Source organism: Arenimonas sp., from assembly GCF_041919775.1.
GTDB lineage: Bacteria > Pseudomonadota > Gammaproteobacteria > Xanthomonadales > Xanthomonadaceae > Arenimonas.
This window is the reverse complement of record NZ_JAYRTE010000002.1, coordinates 60,750-77,399: the sequence shown is the minus strand read 5'-3', so window position 1 is coordinate 77,399 and position 16,650 is coordinate 60,750. Positions and strand designations below refer to the sequence as shown.

Annotated in this window: 16 protein-coding genes; 6 read left to right on the top strand and 10 right to left on the bottom strand. The window is 70.0% G+C overall.

From position 1 onward, the window contains the following. Window position 1: 1 nt before the first annotated feature. Window positions 2-403: a DUF6491 family protein gene (locus ACE3TE_RS01655; protein ID WP_374601600.1), complete on the bottom strand. Its 402-nt coding sequence runs from the start codon at window positions 401-403 to the stop codon at window positions 2-4. A gap of 90 nt (window positions 404-493) precedes the next feature. Between ACE3TE_RS01655 and ACE3TE_RS01650 the strand changes: the two genes are divergently transcribed. After that, the gene (locus ACE3TE_RS01650) at window positions 494-1,123 is read left to right on the top strand and encodes a class I SAM-dependent methyltransferase (protein ID WP_374601599.1); all 630 of its coding nucleotides are present in this window, start codon (window positions 494-496) and stop codon (window positions 1,121-1,123) included. A 3-nt stretch (window positions 1,124-1,126) separates the two neighbouring features. Here the strand turns inward: ACE3TE_RS01650 and ACE3TE_RS01645 are convergent, their stop codons facing one another. Then, entirely contained in the window at window positions 1,127-2,269 is a 1,143-nt protein-coding gene (locus ACE3TE_RS01645; protein ID WP_374601597.1) for a polyamine ABC transporter substrate-binding protein, read from the bottom strand. A 69-nt stretch (window positions 2,270-2,338) separates the two neighbouring features. Then, window positions 2,339-2,953, bottom strand: a complete 615-nt coding sequence (locus tag ACE3TE_RS01640) for a GNAT family N-acetyltransferase (protein ID WP_374601595.1) — start codon at window positions 2,951-2,953, stop codon at window positions 2,339-2,341. 188 nt (window positions 2,954-3,141) lie between these two features. Between ACE3TE_RS01640 and ACE3TE_RS01635 the strand changes: the two genes are divergently transcribed. Continuing rightward, window positions 3,142-3,990, top strand: coding sequence for a pirin family protein (locus tag ACE3TE_RS01635; protein ID WP_374601593.1), 849 nt, complete (start codon window positions 3,142-3,144; stop codon window positions 3,988-3,990). Window positions 3,991-3,993: 3 nt separating this feature from the next. Here the strand turns inward: ACE3TE_RS01635 and ACE3TE_RS01630 are convergent, their stop codons facing one another. The 5 genes from ACE3TE_RS01630 to ACE3TE_RS01610 all read right to left on the bottom strand — a co-directional run bounded on the left by ACE3TE_RS01630 (window position 3,994) and on the right by ACE3TE_RS01610 (window position 9,991). After that, complete coding sequence (locus tag ACE3TE_RS01630) at window positions 3,994-4,857, bottom strand: pirin family protein (protein ID WP_374601591.1); 864 nt, start codon at window positions 4,855-4,857, stop codon at window positions 3,994-3,996. Window positions 4,858-4,867: 10 nt separating this feature from the next. Continuing rightward, window positions 4,868-5,380, bottom strand: coding sequence for a histidine phosphatase family protein (locus ACE3TE_RS01625; RefSeq protein ID WP_374601589.1), 513 nt, complete (start codon window positions 5,378-5,380; stop codon window positions 4,868-4,870). Window positions 5,381-5,445: 65 nt separating this feature from the next. After that, on the bottom strand, window positions 5,446-8,910 hold the full coding sequence (mfd, locus tag ACE3TE_RS01620) for a transcription-repair coupling factor (RefSeq protein ID WP_374601588.1): 3,465 nt from the start codon (window positions 8,908-8,910) through the stop codon (window positions 5,446-5,448). A 13-nt stretch (window positions 8,911-8,923) separates the two neighbouring features. Then, entirely contained in the window at window positions 8,924-9,487 is a 564-nt protein-coding gene (locus tag ACE3TE_RS01615; RefSeq protein WP_374601586.1) for a GNAT family N-acetyltransferase, read from the bottom strand. Window positions 9,488-9,544: 57 nt separating this feature from the next. Next, the gene (locus ACE3TE_RS01610; RefSeq protein WP_374601585.1) at window positions 9,545-9,991 is read right to left on the bottom strand and encodes a hypothetical protein; all 447 of its coding nucleotides are present in this window, start codon (window positions 9,989-9,991) and stop codon (window positions 9,545-9,547) included. A 42-nt stretch (window positions 9,992-10,033) separates the two neighbouring features. On the opposite strand from ACE3TE_RS01610, the gene ACE3TE_RS01605 reads away from it, so the two are divergent. The 4 genes from ACE3TE_RS01605 (at window position 10,034) to ACE3TE_RS01590 (ending at window position 14,213) form a co-directional block, all read left to right on the top strand. Then, window positions 10,034-11,683 (top strand): isovaleryl-CoA dehydrogenase, encoded by a 1,650-nt coding sequence (locus ACE3TE_RS01605; RefSeq protein WP_374601583.1) that lies wholly within the window; start codon window positions 10,034-10,036, stop codon window positions 11,681-11,683. 87 nt (window positions 11,684-11,770) lie between these two features. Beyond that, entirely contained in the window at window positions 11,771-12,478 is a 708-nt protein-coding gene (locus ACE3TE_RS01600) for a YdiY family protein (RefSeq protein ID WP_374601581.1), read from the top strand. Window positions 12,479-12,569: 91 nt separating this feature from the next. Next, entirely contained in the window at window positions 12,570-13,850 is a 1,281-nt protein-coding gene (locus ACE3TE_RS01595) for a tol-pal system YbgF family protein (RefSeq protein ID WP_374601580.1), read from the top strand. A gap of 114 nt (window positions 13,851-13,964) precedes the next feature. Beyond that, a complete protein-coding gene (locus ACE3TE_RS01590; protein WP_374601578.1) occupies window positions 13,965-14,213 on the top strand; it encodes a hypothetical protein in 249 nt (82 codons plus the stop codon). Between the two features lie 6 nt (window positions 14,214-14,219). On the opposite strand, the gene ACE3TE_RS01585 is transcribed toward ACE3TE_RS01590, so the two are convergent. Continuing rightward, the gene (locus tag ACE3TE_RS01585) at window positions 14,220-15,791 is read right to left on the bottom strand and encodes a serine hydrolase (RefSeq protein WP_374601577.1); all 1,572 of its coding nucleotides are present in this window, start codon (window positions 15,789-15,791) and stop codon (window positions 14,220-14,222) included. Between the two features lie 46 nt (window positions 15,792-15,837). Next, window positions 15,838-16,545, bottom strand: coding sequence for a pirin family protein (locus ACE3TE_RS01580; protein WP_374601575.1), 708 nt, complete (start codon window positions 16,543-16,545; stop codon window positions 15,838-15,840). Between the last annotated feature and the right edge of the window lie 105 nt (window positions 16,546-16,650).

Sequence of the window (16,650 nt, the reverse complement as noted above, 5' to 3'; positions counted from 1 at the left end):
CTCAGTCCTCGTCGCCGGACTTGCCCTCGGCCTCGTCGAGGGCCTGCTTGTACACGGCATCGTCCAGGCGTTCGACGCGCTGGATCCGGCAGCGCTGGCGACCGGAGATCACGTACTCGCCGGCATGGCCGCAGACGCGGTTGCTGATGCTGTCGCCGACGAAGCGAAGGTCCGGCGAGGTGCCCAGCGCGAAGCAGGATTCGGCCAGCACCACGCGGTATTTCCGGGGGCCGGCGTCCACCAGCAGGGTGCTGTCGTCGACATGGCTCCAGCTGCGGGCGCGTTCCGGGTCCAGGCATTCGCTGGGGTGGGCTACGACGCCGGGTGTCCCGGTGGCGACGGGGCCGGTGCTGGTGCAGGCCGCGAGGGGAAGCAGGACCAGCAGGGACAGGACATGACGCATGGCGCTTGCCTCGATCGGGGGCGGGAGCCCAGTGTTGTCGGGGATCGCTTAACCTGCACGAAACGAACCGGCCGGCATTATCCTGTGACGATGAACCGACACTCCCACTCCGCGCTGGCGCAGACTTGGACATTCTTCCGCCAATGGCTGAAGAACCCGCGCGGCGTCGCCGCCATTTCGCCCTCGAGCCAGCAGCTGGCGCGCCAGATGATGTCCGAACTGCCGAATGAGGCCCGTCGGATCATCGAACTGGGCGGCGGCACCGGGGTCTTCACCCGGGCGCTGCTGGAGCAGGGTATCGAACCGGCGGACCTGCTGGTGCTTGAGCTCAACGAGGAACTTCACCAGCACCTGCAGCGGCACTTCCCGCAGGTGCACGTGGCCTGCGCCGATGCCCGCGACCTGGCCGACGTCGCGCGCGCGCACGGTTTCCACGGCGACACCCCGGCCGACGCCATCGTGTCGGGCCTGGGGCTGCTGTCGATGCCGCGCCCGACCCAGCAGGCGATCCTGGCCTCGGCCTTCGAGTGCCTGCAGCCGCAGGGTCGCTTCGTGCAGTTCACCTACGGGCCGGCCAATCCGGTGGCCAGGGAAGTGCTGGACGCGCTCGACCTCACGGCGCGCCGCGGCAGCTTCACCTGGTGGAACGTACCGCCGGCAACCGTCTACGTGTACTCGCGGCGCGTGTCGCGCGCCATCACGCCGCGTTCGATGCGCTGAGGGCTACTGGCCGGTCTTGATGGTCGTCCAGGCCCGCACGCGTTCGCGCGTGGTCCCGGGCGGCAGCGTCACCGGATCGACCAGCTTGGCCATCACGTCGGCCGGCGGATAGACGCCGGGGTCGGCGGCGATCTCCGGGTCCACGTGCTCCATGGCCGCCGTGTTCGGGCTGGCGTAGGACACGTAGTCGACGATGCCGGCGGCCACCTCGGGCTTGAGCAGGTAGTCGATGAAGGCGTGGGCGTTTTCGGGATGCGGCGCGTCCTTGGGGATCGCCATCAGGTCCACCCAGCGCACCGCGCCTTCCTTCGGAATGATGTAGGCGATCTCGATGCCGTTTTCGGCTTCGGTGGCGCTGTCGCGGGCCTGGAAGACGTCGCCGGAATAGCCCATCGCCAGGCAGATGTCGCCGTTGGCCAGGTCGTCGATGTAACGCGAGGAATTGAAGTAGCGGATGTGCGGGCGGATCCCCGCGTAGACCTCGCTGACGACCGCGGTTTCATCGCCTTCCAGCGCATTGGCGTCGCGGCCCTTCCAGATCAGCGCGGCCGCGAAGGTTTCCTGTTCGTCGTCGAGCACGGCGATGCCGCAGGCAGCGAGTTTCTCAGCGTTGGCCGGGTCGAACAGCAGCGACCACGAGTCCAGCGGTGCGTCCTCGCCCAGGATCTCCTTCACCTTGCCGACGTTGATGCCCAGGCCCGTGGTGCCCCACATGTAGGGCAGGGTGTGGGTATTGTCCGGGTCCACGTCGTGCAGGCCCGCCAGCAGGCCGGCGTCGAGGTTGCCAAGGTTGCCGAGCCGCGCCTTGTCGAGTGGCGCGTAGATCCCGGCCTGGATGTGGCGCTGGGCGAAGGGACGCGCCGAGGGGAAGACCAGGTCGTAGCCGGAGGAACCGGCCATCAGCTTGGTTTCCAGCATTTCGTTGCTGTCGTAGACGTCGTAGACCACGCGGATGCCGGTTTCCGCCTCGAAGTTCTCCAGCGTGTCCTCGGCGATGTAGTCCGACCAGTTGTAGACATACACCACGCGTTCGCCGCCGCCGGCAGTCGGGCCTTCCGCCGGGGCGGTGGCGTCCGCGGATTCCTGGGAGGGGCTGCAGGCGGCCAGCAGCAGGGCGGAAGCCATCAGGCTCAGGCGCAGGGACATGGTCGACTCCGGGGCAAGGAAAGCGACATCGTCGACCCGGCCCCGCCGGCTGTCAACGCGGATGCGGGCTCAGCGCGGGCCGGGCCAGTCGCTGGCCAGCAGCCCCATCAGCACGCTGTCCTGGAGCTCGCCGGCAATGCGCCAGCGCTGGCGCAGGTAACCTTCGCGCCGGAAGCCCAGGGCCTCGAGGGTGTTGAGCGAGCCCTGGTTGCGCGGGTCCACGTCGGCCTCGATGCGGCGCAGCCCCAGGCCGTCGAAGGCATGGTCGAGCAGCACCGTCAGCGCCTCGCGGGCGTAGCGACGGCCCCAATGCTCCCGAGCAAGGGCAAACCCAATCTCGGCCCGGCCCTGGGCGTGGTCGATGGCGTAGAGCGTGGTGGTGCCGATAAGGTGGTCGTCGCCGCGCAGTGCGATGCCCCACTGGAAAAGATCGCCCTGTTCGAAGCCGCGGTGGATGGATTCGAGGTAGATCGCCGCCTCGTCCCGGTGCGGCCAGGCGACGTGGCTCCAGTAGCGCATGACGTCGGGGTCGGAAAAGACCGAATACAGGCCGTCCAGGTCACGGGCCTCGATCCAGCGCAGCTGGAGGCGCGGCGCCACCAGGGTCGGCAGCCGGTCCGGGGTGGTCGGGGCGGGGCCGGGCGGGGGACGTCGGCGGGCGGTGGGCATGTCGTGCAGGGCCATCGTCTGGGGGCGGCGATATGGTCGGCGGGCTACCGGTTAGAACGCATGACGGGGGTAATTCCGGCCGTTCGGCGCACTGCGCAGGCCTGCGGGAAACCCAGCGTTGCGGCACCAGCACCTCGAACCGGTCGCCGGAAGCCCCCATAGTTGCACCGTCGCCTCGCCACGAGGCCCCGTCCGGAGTCGCCATGAGCCAGTCCATCCGCCCCGTACTGCGCACCCTTCGCGGCCAGCCTGCGTCCGACGGCGCCGGGGTCAAGCTCACCCGCGTCATCGGCAGCCCGCAGCTGCCCGATCTCGATCCCTTCCTGATGCTCGACGAGTTCGGCACCGACCGCCCCGAGGATTACCTCGCCGGTTTTCCCGAACACCCGCACCGGGGCTTCGAAACCGTCACCTACATGCTCGACGGCCGCATGCGCCACCGCGACAACCACGGCAATCAGGGCGTTCTGGTGCCCGGCAGCGTGCAGTGGATGACCGCCGGCCGCGGCATCGTGCATTCGGAGATGCCCGAGCAGGAAGAAGGCCGCATGCGCGGCTTCCAGCTGTGGGTGAACCTGCCGGCGCGGGACAAGATGACCGCGCCGAAATACCAGGAATACGGCCCCGATCGTTTTCCGGAAGTGGACGCGGCCCCCGGCGTGCGCGCGAAGGTGATCGCCGGCGAGGTGGCCGGCGTGCGTGGCCCGATCGAACAGCCGGCGACGCAGCCGACCTACCTGGACCTGCACCTGGGCGCCGGTGACCGCTACCAGCACGCGCTGCCCGCCGGCCACACCGCGTTCGCCTACGTCTACGAAGGCAGCGCCCGGCTGGGCGATGGCCAGGCCGCGGCCACCGTGCAGGCGCGCGAGCTGGCGGTGCTGGGCGAAGGCGACGTGGTACAGGTCGAAGGCCGCGAGGCCGGCACGCGGCTTATCCTGGTCGCCGGCCAGCCGCTGCGCGAGCCGGTGGCGCGTTACGGTCCGTTCGTGATGAACACCCAGGCCGAGCTGCGCCAGGCCTTCGAGGACTACCAGGCCGGCCGCTTCTGAGCCTCAGCGCTCGGGCAGTTCGATGCGTTCGGTTTCGCCGGGCACCTGGCCGAGGCGATCCTCGCGCCAGGCCTGCTTGGCCTCTTCGATGCGCTCGCGCGAGCTCGAAACGAAGTTCCACCAGACGTGGCGGCGGCCGTCGAGCGGGTCGCCGCCCAGCAGCATCACCCGCGCGTCGCAGCCGGCCCTGAGCAGCGGTTCGCTGCCGGGCTCGAGCACCAGCAGGTGTTCCAGCGGCACGGGGTCGCCGTCGAGCGTCAGGTCGCCTTCCACGGCGTAGATCGCGCGTTCGGCGTGATCGGCCGGCAGCACCAGGGCGGCGTCGGCGGCCAGGTCGATCGCCACGTACAGCGTGCGCGCCAGCACCTGCACCGGCGAGCTTTCGCCAAACGCATCGCCGGCGACCACGTGCATCCGCACGCCGGGCAGTTCGACCACCGGCAGGCTGGCGGCGGGATGGTGGGCGAAGGCGGGCGCGGTTTCTTCGTGTTCCTGCGGCAGCGCGACCCAGGTCTGCAGGCCGTGCATGCGATGTGTTTGTCCGCGCAGGCGGTCGGGCGTGCGCTCGGAGTGCACGATGCCGCGGCCGGCGGTCATCCAGTTGACGTCGCCGGGCCTGATTTCCTGCGCCGAACCCAGGCTGTCGCGATGCATGATCGCGCCCTCCCAGAGGTAGGTGACCGTGGCCAGGCCGATATGCGGATGCGGGCGCACGTCCAGCGGCGTGTCCGGGCCCAGTTCGGCCGGGCCGATGTGGTCGAAGAAGACGAAGGGGCCGACGCTGCGGCAGCTGGCGTGCGGGACCAGGCGCTTGACGGTGAAGCCGCCGCCGAGGTCGTGCACGCGCGGCGGGATGACCAGGGGCATGGCGGGCTCCTCAGTAGCGGCTGGTGATCACCCGGGCGCCGCCGTCGGCGTCGAGCAGCACCACGGTGTAGCGATCGTATTCGGTTTCCGGCATGGCTTCGGCCGCCTGGCCCGAGAGGGCTTCGACGATGCCCGGCACCGTATTGCTGTGGCCGACCACCAGCACCGTGCTGCCGGCCGGCATCGCGCGCAGCTCGCCGGCCAGGTCGGCGGCGTAGCTGGCGGCGTTGCCGGCGTTGATCTCGCGGACTTCGACGGTGATGTCCGCGGCTGCGGCCGCCGGTTCCGCGGTCTTGCGCGTGCGCCGGAACTGGGTGGCGATGGCCCGGTCCAGGCCGGCGCCCGCGAGCGTTGTCGCCAGCGCGCGTGCACGCACCTCGCCTTCGCCGGCCAGCGAGGGATCGAGCTTGTCGTCGTCGTCCTTCTCGGCGTGGCGCACCACGACCACCGCGACGCCGTCGTGCGCGGGCAGGGCGGCAGGCGTAGCGAGCGAAAGCGTGAGCAACAGCGTCAGCAGCGACATGGCCGGTTCCTCTTGGGCGACGGGGCAAGTCTAGCCGCCCCGGGACGGGGCGGCAGTGCCATGCGTCAGCCGTGCCGGAGCAGCGCCAGCAGTCCGCGGGCCGTGCGCAGGCGCGAACCGGCGTCGGGCAGCTCCATGCGGATACGCAGCTTGTCCGGCCCGTCCATCGAATAGACCTTCGGCTGCGACTGGATCAGGCGGATCACCGACATCGGGTCGATATTGGGCTGCGGCAGGAAATGACAGCGGCCACCGGTGGGGCCCAGCTCCAGCTTGCGGATGCCGAGCGGCGTGGCCTCGAGCTTGAGCTCGGCGATCGCGAACAGCTGCTTGGCCGGGTCCGGCAGCAGGCCGAAGCGGTCGACCATTTCCACCTGCAGCTCTTTCAGGACATCGGCGTCGCGCGCCGAGGCGATGCGCTTGTACAGGGTCAGGCGGGCGTGCACGTCCGGCAGGTAGTCTTCCGGGATCAGCGCGGGCACGTGCAGTTCGACGTCGGCACCGTGGCGCTGGGCCGGATCGAGCTCGGGCAGCTTGCCGGACTTGATCGACCTCACCGCGCGCTCGAGCAGCTCGGTGTAGAGCGAGAAACCGATTTCGGCCATCTGGCCGCTCTGGTCCTCGCCCAGCAGTTCCCCGGCGCCGCGGATCTCCAGGTCGTGCGTGGCCAGGGTGAAACCGGCGCCCAGCTCCTCCAGCGAGGCCAGGGCCTCGAGCCGCTTTTCCGCGTCGGGCGTCAGCGTCTTCTTGTCCGGCACGACCAGGTAGGCGTAGGCGCGATGGTGGCTGCGGCCGACGCGGCCGCGCAGCTGGTGCAGCTGGGCCAGGCCGAAGCGGTCGGCGCGGTGGATGATGATGGTGTTGGCGCTCGGGATGTCGATGCCCGACTCGATGATGGTCGTGCACACCAGCACGTTGAAGCGCTGGCGGTGGAAGTCGAGCATCACCTGCTCGAGCTCGCGTTCGGGCATCTGGCCGTGGGCCACGCGCACGCGCGCGGCCGGCACCAGCTCGGCCAGGTCGCGGGCCATCTTCTCGATGCTGTCGACTTCGTTGTGCAGGAAATAGACCTGGCCGCCGCGGGCCAGCTCGCGCTGGAAGGCTTCGCGCAGCAGGTTGGCGTCCCAGGGCGTCACCACCGTCTGCACAGCCAGGCGGTGCGCCGGCGGCGTGGCGATGATGCTCAGTTCGCGCAGGCCGCTCATGGCCATGTTGAGCGTGCGCGGGATCGGCGTCGCGGTCAGCGTGAGCAGGTGCACCTCGGCGCGCAGCGCCTTCAGGGCTTCCTTCTGGCGCACGCCGAAACGTTGCTCCTCGTCGACGATCACGAGGCCGAGGTCGTGGAACTTCACGTCCGGCTGCAGCAGGCGGTGGGTGCCGACGATCACGTCGATCTTGCCTTCCGCCAGCAGGGCCAGCGCCGCCTTGATTTCCTTGGCGGACTTGAAGCGGCTCAGCACCTCGACGCGGATCGGCCAGTCGGCGTAGCGGTCGCGGAAGTTGCGGTAGTGCTGCTCGGCCAGCAGCGTCGTCGGCACCAGCACGGCGACCTGCTTGCCGGCAACCGCCGCGACGAAGGCCGCGCGCACCGCGACTTCGGTCTTGCCGAAGCCGACGTCGCCGCAGACCACGCGGTCCATCGGCTGGCTGTTGCCCAGGTCGGCGACCACGGCGTCGATCGCGGCCAGCTGGTCGGGCGTTTCCTCGAACGGGAAGGTGGCCGCGAAGGGTTCGTACATGGCCCGGTCCAGCGGCAGCGCCAGGCCCTTGCGGGCCTGCCGGCGGGCCTGGATTTCCAGCAGTTCGGCGGCGACGTCGCGCACCTTCTCGGCGGCCTTGCGCTTGGCCTTTTCCCAGGCTTCGCCGCCAAGCGAATGCAGCGGCGCGTGTTCCGGCGACGCGCCGGAATAGCGGCTGACCAGCTGCAGCTGCGACACCGGCACGTAGAGCTTGTCGCCCTTGGCGTATTCGATCTGCAGGAATTCGCTGCTGACGCCGCCGGCGTCGAGCGTCACCAGGCCCTGGTAGCGGCCGACGCCGTGGTCTTCGTGCACGATCGGCGAGCCGACCTGGATCTCGCTCAGGTCGCGCAGCACCGCATCCGGGTCGCGCACGGCCTTTCGGCGTCGGCGGGATTGTTCGGCGCGTTCCGGGAAAAGCTGGCGTTCGGTGAGTACCGCCAGCGCCGGTTCGGTCAGCGCGAAACCGTCCTCGAGCGCCGCCGCGGTGATCGCGAATGGCTGGTCGCTGGCCAGGAAGGCGGCCCAGTCGGCGACCACCACCGGACGCAGGTCGGCCGAGGCCAGCAGCTCGAGCAGGGCCTCACGACGACCGGCGGAATCGGCGGCCAGCAGCACGCGGCCGGGATAGGCGCGCAGGAAACCGAGCAGCGCGCTGCCGGGTTCGCCGCCCTTCTGGCTCCAGGGCAGGCTCGGCGCGGGTTGTTCGGGCAATGCGACGGCCTTGGCGGCCTGGGCGTGGTCCGCATCGAGCATGTCGATGCGCGCGGCCTTGTTCCAGCGGGCACGCAGCTCTTCGGGCGAAAGGTAGAGCTCGCCGGGCGGCAGGATCGGCCGCTCCAGGTCGTGGCGGCGCTGTTCCCAGCGTTCGCCGGTCTGGGCCCAGAAGGCTTCCGCGGCCTCGGCGACGCCGTTGCCGAGCACCAGCAGGGTGTCGTCGGCGAGGTGGTCGAACAGGCTGGCGGTCTGCTCGAAGAACATCGGCAGGTAGTACTCGATGCCGGCCGGCGTGCCGCCTTCCTTCAGGTCCTGGTACAGCGGGCAGCGGCGCGGGTCGAAATCGAAACGTTCGCTCAGGCGCTCGCGCACGCGTTTGGTGCTGGCCTCGTCGAGCGGGAACTCGCGCGCCGGCAGCAGGCGAACGCTGTCCACCGGGTGGTCGGAGCGCTGGGTTTCCGGGTCGAAGCTGCGCAGCGAATCAATCTCGTCGTCGAACAGTTCGATGCGGTAGGGCCGGTCGGCGCCCATCGGGTAGAGGTCGAGCAGGGCACCGCGGACCGCGAAGTCGCCCGGATCCAGCACCTGCGGCACGTTGCGGTAACCGGCCGCTTCGAGCCGGCGCTTTTCCGCGTCCATGTCCAGGCGCTGGCCCTTGCGCAGGTCGAGGGTATTGCCGGCGATCCAGCTCGGCGGCGCCAGCCGCTGCATCAGCGAGGCCACCGGCACCACCAGCACGCCCCTTCGGGTGGTGGGCAGGCGGTAGAGCGCCGCGACGCGCTGGGAAATGATGTCCGGGTGCGGGCTGAACAGGTCGTAGGGCAGGGTTTCCCAGTCGGCGAAGTGCAGCACCGGCAGGGCATCGGGTCCTTCGCCGGCGAACACGCGCAGGTCGTGTTCCAGGGCCTGGGCACCGTGGCTGTCGCGGGTGATCGCCAGCACCAGTCCCGCGTGCTGGCGGGCGGCTTCGACCAGGGCCAGGGCCCGCAGGCTGTCGCTGGAAGGGGCACGCCAAAGGGCGCGCTGCTGGCCCGCCCGGGGACGGGGCGCGCTGGGAAGGGAGTCGTGGGTCATCAGGCCCGGGATTTTACCGGAGGTCGAGCGTCACGCGGACCTGGCCCCCGGAGCCGGGGATGTGTTCACGCCGGAATCCCACCGCCTGGGCCAAGGCCAGCATCGCGGCATTGTCCTCGAGCACGTCGCCCCAGAGCCGCCTGAGGCCGTGGGCCTGCGCCCATTCGACCAGGCGCTTCATCAGCAGCTTGCCAAGGCCCTGTCCGGCGACGAAACGCGACACCAGGATCGCGAATTCGGCGCTTTCGGTGCCCGGATCCAGATCGATCCGCGCGACCGCGCCCACCAGGGCCTCGCCCGGCGGCAGCGGTTCGGCGGCCACCACCACGTAGGAGCGGTCGGGCTCGGGGGACACGAGCTGGGCCAGGTAAACCGGCGCCAGGGCCTTCACGGGATGCAGGTAGCGGCGGCGGACCTCGTCCTCGCTCAGCAGGTCGAAAGCGCCCGCGATCGGGCCGGCGTCGCCGGGATGCACGGGCCTGATCCACAGCTCGCGGCCATCGGGCAGCCGAACGGCCTCCCGGCGCCCCGGGTCGGGCGCGGCAGCGGGCTTCCTGCGTCGGCGCTTGTTGTCCACGTTGCCCAGTGTCCCTGCCTCGTATTGCAGGCTTGCTCTAAACGACGGGCCTGCCGTTCACGCCGGACCCGGGTCGCCCCCGCTGAACTGCGCGAAGGTCACCAGGTGGCCGCCAGGTTCGCGATAGCCGACCTCGGTGGCGCCGTAGAAGGTGGTGCGCCGGGGCAGGACCACCGGGAAGGCCGCCAGCGCGCGCTCGATGGCATGGATGTCGGCGACCTCGATGAACAGGTAGGCCTTCGCCGCGCGCGCTTCTTCAGCCTGCGCCGGCACGTCGTCGGCGATCGAGGCGTGGCTTTGCAGCATCACTTCCAGCCCGTGGCCGGCCAGGATGACGAACCCAAGCCGGTCGCCGTGCGGTACCTCCACCGTGCGCACCAGGCCCACCGCTTCCCAGAAGGGCAGGCAGGGCTCGATGGCGTCGACGGGCAGGACGGCGGTGATGCGCTTGAGCTGTGGCTTCATCGCGGGCTCCATCGCCGGCTTGAGGGGGCGGGTGTCCACGATCATACGCGCAGGCACAATGGCCGGGACCAGGAGGGGCGCATGGACATCCGCGAACGTTTCCGCACCCACGAGGTGGAAAACCAGCCGCCCCCGCTGGCCCCGAGCGACCTGTGGCAAGGCGACGTGGCGCTGCGCGAGGCCGTGGCCCGCGAAGGCGGCAGCTGGGCCGGCGACGCACTGGCGGCCTACGGCGCGCTGGCCGGCGGCGAGCTGCAGGAGCTGGGTCGGCTTGCCAATGAAAACCGGCCGCGTTTCCTGCCCTTCGACGCCCGCGGCCAGCGCATCGACCAGGTCGAATTCCATCCGGCCTACCACCAGTTGATGCGCACGGCCGTCGAACACGGCGTGCCGGGTTTTGCGTGGCGGCATGCCGGCCGGGAGGGGGCACACGTGGCGCGCGCGGCGCTGATGTTCCTGCACAACCAGGCCGACCAGGGCAGCAGCTGCCCGCTGACGATGACCTACGCCAGCGTGCCGGCGCTGATGCACGCGCCGGCGCTGGCCGCCGAATGGCTGCCGCGTATCCGTTCGGACCGCTACGACCCCTCGCATCGTCCCGGCTGGGAAAAGCCGGGCGTCACCATCGGCATGGGCATGACCGAAAAGCAGGGCGGGTCGGACGTGCGTGCGAACACCACGCGCGCGACGCCGGTGCCCGGCAGCGAGGGGCTGTACTCGCTGGTCGGCCACAAGTGGTTCTACTCGGCGCCGATGTGCGACGCCTTCCTGGTGCTGGCGCAGGCGCCCGGTGGCCTGGGCTGCTTCCTGCTGCCGCGTTTCGCTCCCGATGGCAGCCGCAATGCCGTGCAGATCCAGCGCCTGAAGGACAAGCTCGGCGACTGGAGCAATGCCAGTGCCGAGATCGAATTCCAGGGCGCGCTGGCCTGGCGCATCGGCGACGAAGGCCGCGGCGTCGCCACCATCCTGCAGATGGTGTCGCTGACGCGGCTGGACTGCCTGCTCGGCTCGGCCAGCCTGATGCGCCAGGGCCTCGCGCGGGCGATGCACTTCGCGCGCCATCGTCGCACGTTCGGCAAGCGGCTGGTCGAGCATGGACTGATGCGCAGCGTGCTCGCGGATCTGGCGCTCGAGTCGGAGGCGGCCACCGCGCTGGCCTTCCGCGTTGCCCGCGCCGTCGATGCCAGCGAACGCGACCCTTGTGAAGCGGCACTCGCGCGCCTCACCACCGCGCTGGGAAAGTACTGGGTGTGCAAGCGCGCGCCTGCTTTCCTCGCCGAGGCCATGGAATGCCTGGGCGGCATCGGCTACGTCGAGGAAACCGGCATGCCGCAGCTGTACCGGCAGGCGCCTCTGAACTCGATCTGGGAAGGCAGCGGCAACATCCAGTGCCTGGACGTGCTGCGCGCGCTGGGCCGCGAGCCCGAATGCGCGCGGGCGTATTTCGGCGAACTGGCCGCGGCCCGCGGTGCCAGCGCCGCGCTGGACGCGGAGGCCGCCGCGATCGAAAGCCTGCTCCGGCTGCCCGCCGACGAGCTCGTGCCGCGGGCGCGCGAGCTCGCCGGGCGCATGGCCATCGCGCTGCAGGCCAGCGTGCTGCTGCGCGGCGCGCCTGAAGCCGTGGCGCAGGCTTTCTGCCACGCGCGCCTTGGCGCGGGCAGTGACCTGGGATTCGGTGGTCTCGCCCGCCGGGAGGGCCTGCCGGAACTGCTGGCGCGCGTCCTGCCCTGAAAGCCCTGGTTTGCAGCCTTTGCAGCGTGTTCATGTTGGCTACGTTTTAATAGGCGGCCGATTCGCAGCAAGAAGACGCAAGCGCCCATGAACCGAACCCTCCTCGTGCTGGCCGTGCTGGCCAGCCCCGCCGTGGCCAATGCAGCCACCTGGCAACCCAGCGCCGAACTGGGCATCGTCAACACCACCGGCAATTCCGACACCACCAGCATCAACGGGCGGTTCGGCCTCAAGGCCGAGGAAGACCTGTGGACGCACGACTATTACCTGGCCGCGCTGCGCTCGGAGAACGACGACGAGCTCACCGCGAACCGCTACGAGGTCGGCGCCAAGTCCGACCGCAAGCTCACCGAGCGCAGCTACCTCGGTGCCGCCGCCCGCTATGAAAACGACGATTTTTCGCCCTACGACTACCAGGCCACGCTGGCCCTGAACTACGGTGGCTGGCTGGTGCGCGAAGAAGGCCGCACGTTCAAGATCGAGGGCGGCCCCGGCGTGCGTCGCGCCCGCCTGGCCGATACCGGCGAAGTTGAATCCGGGGCGCTTGTGCGTGGTTTCGCCGACTACCAGCACCAGATCACCGACAGCACCAAGTTCTTCAACACCACCCTGGTCGAGGCGACCAGCGACAACACCTTCGCCCAGAACGACATCGGCATCGCGGTCAGCATCAACAAGACCCTGGCGTTGAAGGCCGCCTTCCAGGCCCGCCACAACACCGAGGTGCCGGTCGGCACCGAGAACACCGACACCCTGACCTCGGTGAACATCGTCTGGACCCCCGCCGCGAACTAGGCAGCGACGCCGGCGCGCCCCGGCCGGATTGACCCCCGGCCGGGGCGCGCACTAGCCTCGGGTGCTTCACTCCCCTGGCAAAGGCAGGCAGATGGCCAACAGATCCCCGGTCGCCGGTTCCCTCTTCGAGCGGCTGCCCGGCCTGCTGGCCTACCCCGCGACGCGGGACATGCTGCTGATGTTCGCGGGGCTGGCGCTGTTCCGCCTGCTGTCGAACCTGCCAAACATCCTGGGGATGCTGTTCGAACTGGCCTTCTGGGTGATGGGCTTCAAGATGGCGGTCGAAGCCCTGACCAATACCGCGCAGGGGCGCTACGAGGCCCTGCACGGCGAAGACATGCTGGCCACCGACGGCGATGCGATCGAGCAACTGGTGCTGGGCGTGCTGGTCGGCCTGGCGGTGACGCTGGTGGCGGTGTACCTGGGGCTGGTGGCCACGGCCGTGGCCCTGCTGGCGGTGTTCCTGTTCATGCCGGCGGCGGTGATGCTGCTGGCGATCAACCACCACTACCTCAACGCGCTCAACCCCCTGGCCTGGTTCGAGCTGATCCGCCGCCTGGGCGGCGCCTACTTCGGCGTGGTGCTGGTGTTCGCGATCCTCGGCCTGCTGTCCGAGGCGCTGCAGTGGGGGTTCATGGCCGTCATGGGCGATCCGGGGCAGGTGCCCGGCAGCTTCATCGCCCTGTACGCGCTGGTCGCCAGCTACCACGTGCTGGGCGACGCCCTGCATCGGCACCACGAAGTTCTGGGCCTTGATGTCACGCCGGCGGTGGCCCGGGCGACCTACGCCAATCCCATCGAGGACGAAACCATGGCCCGCGCCGGGGAACTGGCCGCGCAGGGCAAGCCGGCCGCGGCCGCGGAGCTGCTGGCCGGGCTGTTCCGCGGACGCGGCGCCTCGGATCCGGTGCACGACCGTTTCCGCGAACTGCTGATCGCCGAAGGAGAGCTCGAGCGCCTTGCCGCGCACGACCGCGAGTACATCTCCAGCCTGGTCGTTACCGACAAGGAAAAGCGCGCCCTCGCGGTTTACGCCGATACCGCCGAACGGGTGCGGGGTTTCCGGCTGGACCTGCCCGACCAGACAGCGCGGCTGGTGGCCCTGGCCGCGCGCCTGGGCCAGGCGCAGCGGGCGGTGGCACTGGCGCAGGATTTCGAAGGCCGTTTTCCCGACAGTCCCGACCTGCCGCAGGTGGTGCTTACCGCCGCGACCCTGCTGAGCGAACGCCTCGGGCGGGACGAGGAGGCGCGCGACCGGCTCCGGGCGCTGCTGCGCACGCACCCCGGGCACCCGCTGGCGGCGCAGGCGCGGACCCAGCTGGCGGCGCTGGAGCGGGTGCTCGCGGCGTCGCCCGGCTTCAAGGGGCCCTGAAGACCTGGGGAAAACGGCAGGAATTCAATAATTTACGGAACATGACTTCCGGCCCATGGCGTGTGCGGTTAGGTGTTGTAGATTACCAGCACACCAACTCACGAGGCCCCGGCCATGAATGCCCTGAATTCCTTCTACCGCCTGTTCCCGACCCGCCCGGTCGCGTCCGTGCCGGTGACCCGGGCGTCCGCCGCCAGGCAGCTGCCGAGCGCCACCCCGGTGGCGATCGAACTCGCCGAGGCGATGCGCCCGGACCGCTATCGTCGCCGGGACTTCGGCACCGGTTATGGCCGCAGCAGCGGCTACGCCCAGGACCGCAGCTACGCCGGCGACTCCAGTCACCGCCTCGTGCGGGTCGGCTGAAGCCGCTCAGTCCGAAGCCGCCTGCGGCAGCAGCCGCAGGTGGTGGAAGTCGAAGCTGAAGTCGGTCAGCGAGGACGCGGCCTGCATGCGCAGTTCCCGCACCTTGCCGTCCGGGTCCAGCGCGAAGCTGGCGAAGGCATCGGCGTTGAGCGCACGGTCGTGCCAGCGCACCAGGAAGGTGTCGTGCTGCCAGTGTTCCAGCGTGCCCACCAGCGCCGGCGTGTGCGCGAAGCGCATCACCAGCTTCTGGCCTTCCTTTGCAATCGCGACGTCGCCGTACCAGGCGTCGCGGTAGGTGGCCGCGTAGCCGTCCAGCGGCAGGGAGGGCTGGCTGCGGCGGTCGCGCGCGGCCTGGTGTTTTTCCCAGGCCTCGTCGGCCTTCTCGCGTGATTTGGCCACGGCCGCGGCATAAGCGGCGACCCAGTCGGTGTCCGGGGCCTGCAGGTAATGGTCCAGCGCTTCGAGCGTGACTGCCTGGAACGCCGCGCCGACTTCCTGGTTGGTCAGCACCACGATGCCCAGATCGAGCTGCGGCACGAGGGTGACCCGCGACACCATGCCGGGCCAGCCGCCGGTGTGCCAGACCAGCCGGTGGCCACGGTATTCGCTGACCGACCAGCCCTCGCCGTAGCCGGCGAACTGCGGCAGGGCCGGCGCCAGTTCCGGCACCGCCGGCTCGGCCGGGATGCGGATGGGGGTCACCAGTTCCCACATGGCGCGGTGGCGTTCGGCGCTGAACAGGCGGCGCTCGCTGCCGTCGTCGTTCTTGCCGAGCACGCCGCCGTCGAGCTGCACCTGCATCCAGCGCGCCAGGTCGTCGACGCTGGCGTAAATGCCGCCGGCGGCCTGGTTGTTCGACCAGGTCATCGGCGCAACGGTGACGAGTTCACCGGCGAAACCCGGCTTCGCGTGGCCGGTGGCGGCGTTGGCGCCGTCCGGCAGGCGGTCGCTGTTGATCACGGCGCCCTGCATGCCCACCGGCACGAAGATGCGCTCGCGCACGAAGTCGCCGTAGGACTGGCCGGACACGGTTTCGATCAGCCGCTGGGCCACGGCGTAAAGCACGTTGTCGTAGGCGTAGTCGGCGCGGAAACTGGTGGCCAGCGGCACGTGGGCCAGCCGGCGCACGATCTCCTCGGTGGAATGTTCGCTGGCCGGCCAGAACAGCAGGTCGCCGGCGCCCAGGGCGAGGCCGCTGCGGTGGGTCAGGAGGTCGCGCACGCGCATTTCGCGCGTGACGTAGGGGTCCGACATGCGGAAGCCGGGCAGGTGGTCGATCACCCGGTCGTCGAGCCTGAGTTTTCCGTCGTCGGCCAGGATCGAGAGCGCCGCCGAGGTGAAGGCCTTGGTCTGCGAGGCGATGGCGAAACGCGTCTGCGCGTCCACGGGTTCGCCGGTGCGCTGGTCGCGCTGGCCGAAGCCGCGCGCCATCACCACCTCGCCGTCCTTCACGATGGCGATGGCGATGCCGGGTACGTCGAAGGTGTCGCGCGTGCGTTGGACAACCTCGTCCAGCCCGGGCGGGGTCGCCAGGGCGGCAGGGGCGAAAAGGCAGAGGGCGAGGGCGGTCTTGCGCAAGCGGGCGGCTCCTTTCAAGGGTGCCGCCCGATTATGCCCAAGCGCCTCAGTCCAGGGGCGGCAGGTCGAACACCAGCACTTCGGCGCCGCGTCCGGCGGCCACCTTTACCATCGCTTCGTCGCGGAATTTCAGCGCGTCGCCGGCCTGCAGGCGACGGCCGTTGACCTCGAGTTCGCCGCGCACCAGATGCACATAGGCAAGTCGGCCCGGGGCAAGCGCAAGCTCTGCGGCTTCGTCATCGTCGAACAAGCCTGCATACAAACGCGCGTCCTGGTTGATCGGCACCGAGCCCTCGGCGCCGTCGCCGCTGGCGACCAGGCGCAGCCGGCCGCGCTTGTCGGCGTCGGTGAAGGTCTTCTGCGCGTAGCCGGGCTTCGCGCCCAGGGTGTGCGGGATGATCCAGATCTGCAGGAAGTGGGTTTCACCGGTGGCGCTGTGGTTGTACTCGGAGTGGGTGATGCCGGTGCCGGCGCTCAGGCGCTGCACTTCGCCGGGCACGATGCTGGCGGCGTGGCCCATCGAATCCTTGTGGCCCAGCGCCCCTTCGAGCACGTAGCTGATGATCTCCATGTCGCGATGGCCGTGGGTGCCGAAGCCCTGGCCGGCGGCGACGCGGTCTTCGTTGATCACGCGCAGCGGACCCCAGTGCACGTGTTCGGGGTCGTGGTAGCCGGCGAAGGAAAAGCTGTGCCAGGAATCGAGCCAGCCGTGGTTGGCGTGACCGCGTTCGCGGGCCGGGCGCAGGCTGATCACCGGGCACCGGCCTGGCGTTCACCCAGCCAGCTGTCCGGCCCCAGCGAGCCGGCGAGGATGAAGATCAGGGCCAGGCCGAGCCGGGCGCCGAAGGTGGCCAGGGAC